Consider the following 12,500-nt stretch of genomic DNA (forward strand, 5'->3'; position numbering starts at 1 on the left):
ACGCACAAGTTATTGGAGGTCCTGGTCAATTAGTTTTAGTCATGAGAAGTTGCAATAATATGAAACCAATAATCGACAAGACAAAACTGGAAATTCGTTTAGTGGTCTCCGGTGTCGAGTACGCTGAAGACCAATGCATCCAACGCTTTATCGAGCTGCTCACTGCCAAACAGGGCGTTGATGCAGCGCATTTGGTGCACGACAATCAGAACACTCCGGGTGAATTCTGTATCCACTTCGATCCGAATGTGGTATCACTTGCAGACGTGCGCGAACTAGCACGCCGAGTCGGGGCGGACATCGAGCAGCGGTACGGGCACTGGTACACAACGCTCTCTCCAATGCACGCTCGACGCGCCAGTGCAATTGAGTCACGCTTACACCGAGTCGATGGTGTCCTTGAAGTCGTCGTCTCCCCAGATGGCGCTGTGCGGGTTGAGTTTGACCGCGAGAAGGCAAATGAATCGAGCGTTCGCAGCGCACTCGCCGACTGGTTGAAAACTACGGCGGAGAATGGACGTGTAAGGAAAGACGATCACGAAGAAGACGAAGATCACGTTCACGATTCCGACAGCGACCACACCGGTCACGATCATGCTCACGACGGTATCTTTGGGCCAAAGTCCGAACTGATTTTCGCTATCCTCTGCGGCGCATTGCTACTGGTCGGATGGCTGATCGAAACGTTTGCAGAAATGTCCGAATGGATTCCACTTAGCTGCTACATCGCTGCCTACTTCTTCGGTGGCTACTACACCGTTAGCGAGGCGATTGAGAAGATTCGGGCGGGTAAATTTGAGATCGACTTCTTAATGATCGTCGCCGCTGCCGGTGCCGCTGCTTTGGGAGCATGGGCCGAAGGCGCATTGCTATTGTTCCTGTTCAGCATTGGCCACGCCTTGGAAGGCTACGCTATGGGGCGTGCCAAACGCGCGATCGAAGCACTCTCGGAACTCGCACCACGAACAGCTCGCGTTCGACGCGATGGAACTGAAACGGAAGTTCCGGTTGAAGAGTTAGTCGTTGGAGACATCGTCGTCATCAAACCTGATGAACGAGTCCCTGCCGACGGCTTTGTCATTGAAGGGGAGTCGAGTGTCGATCAAGCGCCAATCACCGGCGAGAGCGTGCCCGTCGATAAGCGTCCTGTACCGAACGCGGAAGCCGCCGCAGCCGACTCGGAAGCGATCGCTCCCGAACATCGAGTCTTTGCCGGCACGATCAATCAAGCCGGAGCCATCGAGATTCAAGTCACGAAGACGGCTGCCGAGAATACGCTTGCTCGCGTCGTGACAATGGTCAGCGAAGCGGAAACCCGTGTCTCACCAACTCAGAAATTCACGAAACGCTTCGAGCAATACTTCGTCCCGTCGGTGATTGTAACTGTCCTGCTGCTGTTGTTTGCACCGCTTGTGATCGACGAACCATTTTCCGCATCCTTCTACCGAGCTATGGCGGTTCTGGTTGCAGCTAGTCCCTGCGCACTGGCAATTGCTACGCCCAGTGCTGTACTCAGCGGAGTCGCCCGAGCTGCTCGCGGAGGTGTACTCGTCAAAGGGGGTGGTCCGTTGGAAAGTCTCGGTCAACTCGATGCCGTTGCTTTCGACAAGACGGGCACTCTCACCGAAGGCAAACCTCGGGTTACGGACGTGCGTGCAGCTAACGGCATAAAGGAATCAGAGCTTCTTCGTATTGCGATAGCTGTTGAAGACCTCAGCAAGCATCCACTCGCCCAAGCCGTGGTGCGCGACGGGCGAGAGAAATTGAGCGACGGCGTCGATGTTCCCGAGGCAACAAACCTCAAGAGTATTACGGGACGCGGAATTCAAGCTGAGGTCGAAGGTCAGTTGGCTCACATTGGCAAAGATGATCTGTTTAGCGAAGTTGAAGGTTCGCCGCTGCCGGACGCCATTCGCGAATTGGTCGAGTCACTAGAGCGTGAAGGGCGCACGACTATGATCGTTCGTCACGCCGACCGCTATCTTGGTGTGATTGGTCTGATGGATACACCGCGTGAAGCGGCCAAACGGACCATTTCGCGACTGAGAGAACTCGGCGTTAAACGGATGATCATGATCTCCGGTGACAACCAGCAAGTCGCCGATGCGGTCGCCAAAGCCGTCGGACTCGATGAAGCTCGTGGCGATCTGATGCCCGAAGATAAGGTAGCTGAAATCAAGAAACTGAACAGTGAAGCTGGCGTCGCAATGGTCGGCGATGGAGTCAATGACGCTCCCGCAATGGCATCCGCGTCCGTCGGAATCGCAATGGGAGCTGCCGGAAGTGACGTTGCCTTGGAAACTGCTGATGTCGCGTTGATGGCCGACAACCTCGACCACCTACCGCTGGCTATAGGACTAAGTCGCGCGACTCGCAGCATCATCCGCCAAAACCTGTGGATGAGTCTCGGTATGGTCGCGTTCCTCGTACCGGCAACCATCTTCGGCCTCAACATTGGCCCGGCGGTCGCTCTTCATGAAGGCAGCACGCTGGTAGTCGTTTTTAATGCACTACGACTATTGGCTTACAAACCTAGAAACTGAATGGAGGATAGTCATAGAACTCAAGCATATTTTCCCACCTTAATTGAATCAGGCTTCCGCGTTCCATGAGTAGTGAACCTTGGGCGATCAGGACGAAACTACGTGGGAGGCATATGTGCAACCCCTCAATCTGCATTCGGTGCTCTTGACCTCTGCGAGCTTCGCAGTTTGCGTCGCGAAGGCGGTTGCATCAACCGCGGCGTGAACGGCGACAAACTAAGCCGCATCGGTGGTGTTCACCGACCGCAGGAAGAAGACGGCCCAAAACGTCGTCAATCTGACGATGCCACGAATTCCGAAGGGTTCTCGTTCGTGACCAAGGACAACCGTCCGGGGGCACTTAGCGTGTTGCTGCTAAGTGCAAAGGTGTGACCCTCCTGTCTGAGGAGGGAGATCAGCGATCGGCTTACTCGACGGACAGCAAGCAGCCAAGAACGCCCCCGGCTTTTGCCCCTGTGAGTCCGAGCGAAGAGCCATCTTACCGCTCTCGCTCGTCGTCACGACCCCGCCTAGCACCGAAGCCGCGACTGGGAGATTTGCTTCGCAACTCCCGCCACTGATCGATCCGCCGCGCTACCGCCGCTGCGTTACGAGCCGGTAGCAAGTCGCTTGGCTTTGTCTGCTTCTCGACTGTGGGGTAGGGGCTCGAACGGCGATCGGCTGGCTCTAGCTCACGCCGCAGCCGTTCGATCTCACCGCGCAGTTTACGACCCTTCTCAAGCCACTGAGCCCGTAACTTGGCCCGTTCCATGCCGTGCACGAGCAAGCGATCGTTGCGTTCGGCGAGGTAGGCACGCCCCGCAGCAGCCAGCAACTCATCACGACGCTGCCGCAGGCGACTAGCCGATCGCTGTTCGGCCCGCTTCTGCCGACGGTGCAACGCTTGGCTCTCTAGCTGATGCTCTTGCTTCATCGCTTCGGCGCGGGCCCCCGCGTCGCTCAGCAGCTGAAACACCTCACCGATCGTCTTTGCCCGCCCTTGGCGAGCCACTCGCCCGCCAACCAGGGCCCCGAAGTCAATCGCTTTCAGCGCGTTCTGTACGCGGCCCGAAACCCGCTCCTCACGTAGCTCGTGCGCCCGGCGTTCGGCCGCCTGCTCATGCCGCAACTGCTGCCAAAGCGGCCGACACCGCTCACGCACCCGCTTGCGGCCCCGAGCCACCGCTTGCCGACAGTGGCTCACCACCTCGCGCCGCCGCACTTGGTAGCTTTTTTCCAAGTCAGCCAGCCCAATGTCACACTTTGCTTCGAGCCGGCGTGCTGCTTCCTTGAGCTGCCGCGACTTCAGCCGGTGCTCTTCGAGCAGCCGCTGCCGAGCGTCGTTGTCGTTCGCCGCTTCGAGGGCCTCGTGCAGGTGCCGCGGGTCATCCTTGTCGCCCCGGGTGTACTCACCCCGATCGCGAGCTTCGTTGTTGAGCACTCGTTCTTCGCAGTAAATCTTGCCACGTTCTTCCTCGTACTTCTGCGCCCACCGCGACGCCTTCAGCTTCTCGAAGCTCGAAGAGAGGAGGCGGCCATCGTCTGGGTTCACCCGGTTAAGCAGCACATGGACATGCGGCTGGGGCTGATCGTCATGCGCGACGATCAGAGCTTGATGATCGTGCGCCTTCATCACCCGCAGCATCGCCCGCGCGGCGCGGATCATTTCGGCTTGCGACAAGCCATCCGCTTCCTCGGGGTGCCAAGAGAGAGTGAAGTGCTGCACGCACAGCTTGCTCTTGCGCCCGGTGTTTGGGATGCCCGCTTCGCGCTTCAGCCGCGCCTGATCCATCGCTGTAGCGGCCATCACCCGCCAAGCCATGTCGGGGCTCTTGGTGCTGAGGTTGATCGCCTCGGTCCAAGCGACACGCTCGGAGGAGGGGGCGTCCCGCTCGCCGAGCACATAGCGAGCGACGCCGCGGAAGCTGTAAGCCTTCTTGTGGAGTTTAGGGACCATCGGGACGGACAACCTCCTCAAGCTTCACTTCAACCAAGCGGCCTAACCGCTTGATTTCGTTCGGCAATAGCCCCCATTCGGGCCGCAACCGGCGCTCGGTATGACAGTACAAGGCAACCTGGTTTACTAGGTTGCCAAGCGAGCTAACTTCGCGTCCTAAGCGGTTGATCTCACTCACCAAAGCGGGATCACAAGCGGAGGGACCGGCAACGGCCCGCACGGCGTAGTCGAGCACCCGCCGGCGGGTGTACTCGGCTTCGCTCAAGCCGGCGAGCGCCGCTTGCTCCTGGACGTAGCACTTCTCGGCGACGGTGAGGTCGCTTCTCACCGAAGCGGTGCGACGTTCGTGAGGTTGTTTTTTGGGTCGAGCCATCGCTCGTCTCCTTGCTCGTAGCGGCGGACCTTTGGGTCCGCCTTTCGCCAAGCCACCGCCCGCTCGGCGGGCAGGGGGCACGGCGGAAACCCCCCGCATCGAAGGACGGCTCCTTCGCGCTAATCCAACGGGCGTCCGTTTGGTCGTGGGGTCGGGGGCGGCGATCTGCCCCTTGCCCGTGGCGAGCCGAAGGAAGGCTCTCGACGGGCGGCCGGTGCTCTTGGGGTGACCCACTGAGCGCCGGCGCGTGATCCAACGACGCGACGTTGGCCAGACCCTCCCGAGAAGCCCGCAGGGGTTCGGAGGAGGGGTTTTTCGGAACGAAAAACACATCTGGCCGCCCGTCCTTTCAAAGACTTTCACACCGGCGCCAAACTTTCAAGCGAAAACGAAAAACGAAGCCCCGCCAAAGAACCTTAAACGCACCACGACGCGTAGGACCACGGTTGCCATAAGATGCCGACCCGCGACACGCACCGACAGACGCGACGAACGGAATTTTTTCATAAGCCGAGAGAAGTTTTTTGCTCGCGACTGGACAGGCTCGGCCGAAGCCTGCGGCGAGGCTCATCGAGCCCGAGTGCCGACAGCGACCGGCTACGCCGGAGCAAGTGGGCGCCATCACCAAAGCCCGGCAAGAAGCTCAGAGCAGAACGAAGCGAAGTAGGGAAGAACGAACTAGAAAAGCGGAGGCCGATGGATCGGCCTCCGCCCGAGCGATTAGTGTTCGCTCGGCAGGTAAAGCGTCCAGTACCGGCCGTCGAAGCCGCACCAAACGTCGATCGAGGCTAGCGGGAAATCCGTGAATGGGATGTGCTGCGTGATGAAGGCGGATTCGCCCTTGTCCGCTACAGCTGTCAGGATTGCCGCTCGGCTTTCGCTATCGACTTCAAGCCGCCAGAAGTGGACCGTCTGTAGCCGCTCGTCTTGCTGTATCGCCTGCACAAAGGAGTGCGAACCGATCCAGCTGGCGATCGCGTCGATCAGCCAGTACGCGCCCGCTTCTTCGGCAAGGTACTGAACGCCCGGCGTGTAGATCACACGGCGGTTGAGGGGGTGGAAGCAACGCTCCAGGTCGCCGGTGAAGTGGAGGAGTTCGCGGCGGAGCCGGTTGGCTTTCGCTTGTTGGTCGTCGTTGGTCATGGTCGTGGTTCCTTTCTTGGTTGGGGTGGACCTACTCACCCTGACGCGGGTTAGGTCACCCCAGCCAAGAAGAACTACAGCTCTTGCGACGGCCACCGCGAAAGCCATCCGCCGCATCACGATTTGCCCTCCGACGGCTGGTCCAGCAAAGCCGTAGCCCCTTCTTGCACCAGCCAAGCGACAAACTCGTCGCGGCCTTCGTTACCAGCCGCAAGCAACTCGGCAACCGCCACCAGTTCGGCAGCCCTTGCTGTCAGTCGATAAGAAGCCGCTTCGCCTCGCGAAGTCGACGTGTTTCGCCGCCGCAGGATTGCCTCGGCAAGCGCACGCAAACGACCCGGCGACATAATGCCACCGGGCCGCTTGGGGCTAGATGAACCGCAGATCAAGCGGAATCCTGATCGCGTCCGCGGTGCTCGGCACGCAGCTCGACGATCTTGTCGTAAGCCCGCGAGGCAAGGTGCCCGGCTTGCAGGAGTTCCGACGGACCGAAGTAGTTGGTGTCGTGGAACTGTTCGTCTTTGCGGTACGTGCGAGAGATTTGCACGCTGTAGCGGACCCCGCCGGTTTCGGTCGCGTCGCTCCAGATGGTGGCCTTGAGGCCGTTCATGCCGCGGATTTCAGCGGCGGGTCGGTTCTTCGTGGTTTCAGTTGACATGGTAAGTCTCCTTTTCGTTTGGTTAGGTTGAAGTGAGCCTGCTCACCCCGTGCACAGGCAGGTTCATTTCAACCGCAATCGAAAAGGAGTCCTGTCAACGAAGCCTCGCAAGCGATCTGCTGCAATCTGGGGGATGCACTTTTCCCTCGCGACGGCTCCCGTCGGCCTTGGAGTGCTGGTTGCGTACTTCCCGCTCAAAATACACGGCATCCTCGGCGAGTTTCTCCAACTGCTTCCTCGTGACTTCGTAGCGGATCACGCGGTTCGTGCGCCTCTCGTTGTTGTAGCAGTGCACGCAGATAGGGCCGGGCGTAATCCGTTCCGACAGCTCGATGGCGTTACGTCGCTAAGTCGCTAGGTCGCTATGGCCACCCGGAAGGAAGTTGCTCGTGCGGCTATCACAGGGCGTATGGGATCAGGCGAGCTAAGGTGGCCGGATCAGCGACCTCGCTGTGGCAGCTCCTTCGGTCGCGGCGTGACCTTCTTCTCTTTCTGCATCCTTTCAACGTCGACAGGACCAGCGACATGCCACAACGCATGCTCAGTCCACTCTTGCAGCAATTCCGGAGTGAGCCGGTAGGCGGAGTACCCAACGCCCTCCCCCTCGGCGTTAAAGTACCTCGCGTAAACGACCCCAAGTCTGACCGTTTCCATGGGCGTTTTGAATTCGCGATCCGTATAGTGCTTGACCGAGACCGCGCCAGCAGGCCGCATGGGGCTGAGCAGCAGACGGGTTCGCTTGCAAGCTTCGATCGTGTCACGTTGAAATGCCCTCGCGTCCTCCAGCAACGTCAGGATGCTCAAGCTCGCATCAGGATAAGCGTCACGCTCGATGTAGAGGTAGGTCTCTAGCTTCGGCTGGCCGGGCGAAGCGGCGACAGGAGCAACTCCACACCCACACGGCGAATCGTCGTTCCGTATCTCAAACGTGGGGGTAAAGCCGCCGCCGATCAGGCGACCTCTGACAGTTGTCCGTATCCAAACGGGGGGTAGGGAGAGCACGCGATCTCTCGTCAGCTGCTTCAGGTCGACAATCAACTCGGCAGAATCGGCCATGTGAAACCCTTCGCTCGATCCGTAGACGGGATATTCGCCCACAAAGTGAAGATGGCTCAAATCAGGAAGCACTTCGTTGAGCCGTGTCAGGACAAACTTCGAGTAGCTGTAGCGGGCACACTCACTATCAGAGTCAAGCTGATCGAACCAAGCGTTCACACGCTGCTGGCGTTCTTGCTGTGCGGACGGCGGCTTTTCTATTAGAAAGGGCCCTCGCGACACGCCATTGTGGAAATCTATTTTGACCCAGAGGCGATTCGATGATTGGATATCCTTACTGACGAGACGGAAGTATTCGCGTATTTGTTGGTGTTGGAACTTTGGGTCTTCGGGGTTGTCGTCACGTAACTTTTTCAATTCAAGACCAACTGAGGTCATGGGTGCCTCTTGCTTGCTTCTAAAGGACATGTTGAAAATGAGTGGCGTGTAACGTTTTGAGTAGTCTTCGCGCACTACCCAGCCTGTTGGGGTGTCTTCAAAGCATTTAGCAGTTGCCGCTCCGTTAAGAAGTTCGGCTCCGAACAAGTCAGCGTCATCTCTGAGAGCTTGAGAGACTTTGATGTCATAACGAAAGGGTCCGACGGCAGTCCCTGAACCGCCGCTCTGCTCACTTGCTATCCGTATCTCAACGGGGCCGTGGCTGCCAGCAGCGATTGGATCAAGCGGCATGACAAAGGTATTCGCGTCATGAGTAGGACCAAGCTTATTCCAAGCATAATCTCCAACACGGCATTCAATCGCTTTTACTATTCCCAGGAGTTGTTCCGGTATTCGGACGGCTAATTCAGGTTGAGCTGACGGACCTCGCTGCTGTTCTCCCCAAGGCTCAACCAAACGCATGAGACTGCGAGCGGTTACTGCAAAGTCATCCGCTTGGATTGCTGCCAAATCGATGTCGAACGTATCCGAGACAATATCGATCCACGGTGGCTTGGCTGGTTCTTCGGCCACAGGATCAACACCCCTCTTTTTTTCAGGTGAGGCTGTAACAAGGGGGTCGAGTCCCTTGGGAAGCGAGGCGATGCCGAGACCTGTCAACAAAAGCAGCATGAGGATGGCTGCAATCGATTTGGACTTCCCGATAGAAAGCGTTGTCGAACGGTTTGTGCTAACGTGCAAAGCATCCGCTAGGTCAGCAGCTGAAGCGGTCCGCTTGGCGGGATCAGCAGCCATGGCTGCTAAGCAGGCCCGCAGCAATGGCCTGGGCCAATTCGTGACTGCTTGCAATTGATCTTGGTCGTATTGGCAAGCAGCCGCTTTGGAGAGAACACTCTCACCGCTGCCGCCATCGAAGGGGGGGGAACCGGTTCCCAGCCAGTAGAGAGTGGCGCCGATCGAGAAGACGTCGCTTAGCTCCCCATCCTGCTGACCATCGGAAGCGGCCTGTTCAGGTGACATAAAGGCGGGCGTGCCGTGAAATTCCTGGATGGGCGGCAAAGGTTCTCCCCATCGGCTCCGCTCAACGGCCATCCCCAGGTCGATCAGCTTCACGGCCCCGTGGTCGTCAATCCAGACGTTTGCGGGCTTGATATCGCGGTGGAGGATGCCTTGCCGATGCAGGTGATCTACAATGCTGCACAACTCAGCACCAAGCCGAACGACTTCGCTTGCTTCAGGCCGATGGCTGGCGTATTTGTCTGCCAGGGTCATGCCCCGTAAATAGGGCATCACGTAATAGGCACGATCTTCCTGCATCCCTGAACCGATTACCGAAATAATCCCTGGGTGATTGCATTCGCCCAGCAGGCGACGCTCTCGCAATAGCAGCTCGTTGTGGCGAGCAGAGGTGCTGAGTTTGATCGCCACGGTGCTATGAACATCATCTTGTGCTCGTAACACAACCGCTTGCCCACCATCCCCCACGACCTGAGTGACTCGGTATCCGTGCAGCTCAACTGGTAGGCGATAAGATACTGGAAGCCGCGGATATACTGCCGTTAGCTCTGCAGAAAGATCGGGATTGGCGAGCCGCAGTTCATGAAGCGTTGGAGTTCTCCCATGTCGAACTCGATGCTCTTCGATCAAGAGGGGCACGAGCTGGGTGAAGAGAGATGCTCGGAGTCGCACAGGCGTCTCGGCTAGAGTCCGCTTTATCGCCGTCATACCTTCGATGCGAATATGCTCTTCAGCCCCCTCGATCCAAAGACTTAGCGCTGCCTGCTCGTCAGGCGATAAGGCTGAGTAAGTTACCGGATCGTCACTCATCAATCACGTCGCCTTTGCTCAGAGCTGACCGTATCTTTAACAGACGACGTCGCACCTTGTGCTCACCAAGGCCTGTCGCTTTCACAATTTCTGCAGGCGTGTAGCCCTCTAGTTTGAGTCGTGCGATCTTCAAGAGTTCATCGTCCTTAATCGAGTCTTTCAATAGCCCAAGCGCTTCAGCAACATAGGCTTCGACCTGTTCGGGACTGGCCGACTTATCAAAGAATGCAGTCTCGGCGGATCGGCCATCAGTGAGTAAAGGCATCTCACTATAGCGCAGTGCCAACTTGTTCTTCTTGTATTGCTGACTTGCCCGCGCTTTGTCGATTTTACGGTTCAGCTGTTTCTCCAAGATCGGCCAGAGGCTATCGGGATCGTCCGTTGGCGGGAGTTCCCCTTCCTTGGTCTGACGCAGGTAGGTCCGCAACGTACTCATCACCGTATCTTCTGTGCTCACAATTCCCTTCCGCATCCATCTCAGGGAACGTTCAGCTTGCTGGGCCAGTCGGTGCATCAAGGCGGCCCATTCCTCCGAGGAAGGTTCTGGGGAGTTTCTCTCAGGCTTGCCTGCGGATGCGATGTCGTCGTTCATGCGGCTGCGTCCCTCAGTGCGGAAGGTGGGTTGCACCCTAGTGTAACTGGCTCCGGTTCACGGGTCACGCACTGGCGTTATCTGGCAATTGGCTTTTTTTATGAGATTGGGCGCAGATTCTGGGGCTCCCCCCTCCCATTTACATATGTCGGCACAACTTGACGCCTCGTGGCAATAGCCGGCACGCACCAACCTGTACGGGAGAGAACCCAATGTGGAAAAGAATACACCGCCTATCAATCGAGGGCGAAGAGAACAGTAGCGAAACGCTGAGCGACCTGTCGCTGAGCATGTTAGGCGTCCTGATGATCGCCTTCACTGGCTACATCCTGAAGTTCCGTAGCGAGATCGTCGCCCACTCCGAACCACAGACGCCACCAGTAGCGGTCGAGGAGTTTGAGAAAGCTATCCGCCAGCTCGAAAAAGAACTTCGCATTGCTCACATCAAACAAGATCACCTCAAGAAACAAACTGAGGAGAAGACCAAGCCTCTCGGCAATCCTCAACTGTTTGGCCTCAACGGCTCATTGACGAATATTGCTTTCTGCCTGGACCTTTCTGGGAGCATGGTCGGCGAGAATGGTCAGAACTATTCACAGTCACCGGCCGAGCTAGCCAACCGATTCGAGGAGGTGAAGGATCGCCTTAAGCTCATGGTTCGCAGCCTTGGATTTCAAAACTTCACGGTCATCGGATTTGGTGGCAACGGTCAGCCAAACGGAAAGCCCCGACTGGTAGCTTCCACCAATGGGTTGGTGCCGGCGACTGAAGCATCAAGGGAAGCAGCTTGTAGACAGATTGACTTATGGCAGGCGGGAGGCGGCACTCCAACGCTCCCGGCATTACAAGCCGCCTATCGAATGCCCGGGGTGGAGCATGTCGTACTGCTGACAGATGGGCTCCCAACACTTGGCGGCAAACAAGAAGACGTGCTGTCGTTCTTGCGGAGTAACCGTGGTCGTGTGGTGGTGGATGTCGTTGGTGTCGGCGACCAGTCAGTGCAGCCCGACGAAGCCTCCAGCATGGCACTATTGGATTTCACCCGCAGTGTGGCACGAATTACAGGTGGTTTTTTTCAGGCTTGGTAACCACCGCGCTCTTTAAAGTTCCAGGCCGCCTCAACTCATTTACTTCCATTTGCAACACAATTCAAGAAAGGGTCTCTCATGTTGAGAACACTCATTGTCGATTTGTTCGGGCAAGCAGGATTGGTCATCGTACCGTTGGCAATCCTATACGGAGTCTATCACTTCGGTCGACGCACGGCTGATGTCCCGTGGCTGTTAGCCTTCGCTGCTTCGGTATTGTCGATCGCAGGCCTAATACTGATGCAGGTAAAGCTGCTCTCCGACGACATCGCTGGCAACAACCTGCCTGACCCTACGGGAGTGACTTACGTCATCGTCTTGCTGTTCGGGACCGCCCTCTTATGCAACGCGAAGACGTTCTGGAAGGTCAACCGCGAGCTGCACTCAGAACGCAAAGGCCAGGAAGGTGCCACGAGACGCAACCTCCGCAATTGCCTACACCGCCGATCCACAAATAGTACGTCCTTGGAAGACGCGGTTGCCGAGATCGATGCCGAACTGGATGCCCGGGAAGACGTGCCAAGGCTGATCAAAAAAATGCTACCAACGCTCGGTCTGATCGGAACAGTCATCGGCCTAGCGATCGCTATGAACGAACTGGGTGGGGCACTTTCCGCTGCAGTTGGCGGGAAGGGAGATGGGTCAGAAGCACTTCTCCTATCAATGCAGGGTGCTCTTTCAGGAATGGGCGGAGCCTTTATCACGACGCTCTTCGGAGCAGGCTTCGGGATGTTGCTGATGGTCTTAATTACGCGTACTCGCCTGATGCTTACTCATCTCGTGAGCGAAGCGAAACGGCGTCTCGACGATGAAGGCCGCAAGACGGCTGACCAGCCTAAGCCGCCAAGACCACCGAAGGCCCGTTTTCGTCCTGACATGAACTGAATATTTCTCAACAACTCACTA

Annotated in this window: 12 protein-coding genes; 5 read left to right on the forward strand and 7 right to left on the reverse strand. The window is 57.5% G+C overall.

Annotated elements, in window-relative coordinates:
- Nucleotides 1-59 precede the first annotated feature (59 nt).
- Entirely contained in the window at nucleotides 60-2,543 is a 2,484-nt protein-coding gene (locus HG15A2_RS01545; protein ID WP_246117852.1) for a heavy metal translocating P-type ATPase, read from the forward strand.
- A 102-nt stretch (nucleotides 2,544-2,645) separates the two neighbouring features.
- A complete protein-coding gene (locus HG15A2_RS01550; RefSeq protein WP_145057159.1) occupies nucleotides 2,646-2,915 on the forward strand; it encodes a hypothetical protein in 270 nt (89 codons plus the stop codon).
- A 106-nt stretch (nucleotides 2,916-3,021) separates the two neighbouring features.
- Here HG15A2_RS01550 and HG15A2_RS01555 read toward each other — a convergent pair whose 3' ends face one another.
- The 5 genes from HG15A2_RS01555 to HG15A2_RS01575 form a co-directional block, all read right to left on the reverse strand.
- Nucleotides 3,022-4,479, reverse strand: coding sequence for a relaxase/mobilization nuclease domain-containing protein (locus HG15A2_RS01555; protein ID WP_145057161.1), 1,458 nt, complete (start codon nucleotides 4,477-4,479; stop codon nucleotides 3,022-3,024).
- A complete protein-coding gene (locus tag HG15A2_RS01560; protein ID WP_145057163.1) occupies nucleotides 4,469-4,852 on the reverse strand; it encodes a plasmid mobilization protein in 384 nt (127 codons plus the stop codon). The genes HG15A2_RS01555 and HG15A2_RS01560 overlap by 11 nt, the downstream gene beginning before the upstream one ends.
- 720 nt (nucleotides 4,853-5,572) lie before the next feature.
- Complete coding sequence (locus tag HG15A2_RS01565) at nucleotides 5,573-5,995, reverse strand: DUF6876 family protein (protein WP_145057165.1); 423 nt, start codon at nucleotides 5,993-5,995, stop codon at nucleotides 5,573-5,575.
- Between the two features lie 116 nt (nucleotides 5,996-6,111).
- Nucleotides 6,112-6,384 carry a hypothetical protein gene (locus HG15A2_RS01570; protein WP_145057167.1) on the reverse strand — a complete coding sequence of 91 codons (273 nt, stop codon included), beginning with the start codon at nucleotides 6,382-6,384 and terminating at the stop codon, nucleotides 6,112-6,114.
- Entirely contained in the window at nucleotides 6,381-6,653 is a 273-nt protein-coding gene (locus tag HG15A2_RS01575) for a hypothetical protein (protein ID WP_145057169.1), read from the reverse strand. The genes HG15A2_RS01570 and HG15A2_RS01575 overlap by 4 nt, the downstream gene beginning before the upstream one ends.
- Nucleotides 6,654-6,786: 133 nt before the next feature.
- Between HG15A2_RS01575 and HG15A2_RS01580 the strand changes: the two genes are divergently transcribed.
- The gene (locus HG15A2_RS01580) at nucleotides 6,787-7,011 is read left to right on the forward strand and encodes a hypothetical protein (protein ID WP_145057171.1); all 225 of its coding nucleotides are present in this window, start codon (nucleotides 6,787-6,789) and stop codon (nucleotides 7,009-7,011) included.
- Nucleotides 7,012-7,091: 80 nt separating this feature from the next.
- On the opposite strand, the gene HG15A2_RS01585 is transcribed toward HG15A2_RS01580, so the two are convergent.
- A complete protein-coding gene (locus HG15A2_RS01585; protein ID WP_145057173.1) occupies nucleotides 7,092-9,914 on the reverse strand; it encodes a serine/threonine-protein kinase in 2,823 nt (940 codons plus the stop codon).
- A complete protein-coding gene (locus HG15A2_RS01590; protein WP_145057175.1) occupies nucleotides 9,907-10,506 on the reverse strand; it encodes an ECF-type sigma factor in 600 nt (199 codons plus the stop codon). The genes HG15A2_RS01585 and HG15A2_RS01590 overlap by 8 nt, the downstream gene beginning before the upstream one ends.
- Nucleotides 10,507-10,718: 212 nt before the next feature.
- On the opposite strand from HG15A2_RS01590, the gene HG15A2_RS01595 reads away from it, so the two are divergent.
- A complete protein-coding gene (locus HG15A2_RS01595) occupies nucleotides 10,719-11,594 on the forward strand; it encodes a vWA domain-containing protein (protein WP_145057177.1) in 876 nt (291 codons plus the stop codon).
- 78 nt (nucleotides 11,595-11,672) lie between these two features.
- The gene (locus HG15A2_RS01600) at nucleotides 11,673-12,479 is read left to right on the forward strand and encodes a MotA/TolQ/ExbB proton channel family protein (RefSeq protein ID WP_145057179.1); all 807 of its coding nucleotides are present in this window, start codon (nucleotides 11,673-11,675) and stop codon (nucleotides 12,477-12,479) included.
- The last annotated feature ends 21 nt before the right edge of the window (nucleotides 12,480-12,500 follow it).

It is taken from the genome of Adhaeretor mobilis (genome assembly GCF_007741515.1).
Taxonomy (GTDB): Bacteria; Planctomycetota; Planctomycetia; order Pirellulales; family Lacipirellulaceae; genus Adhaeretor; species Adhaeretor mobilis.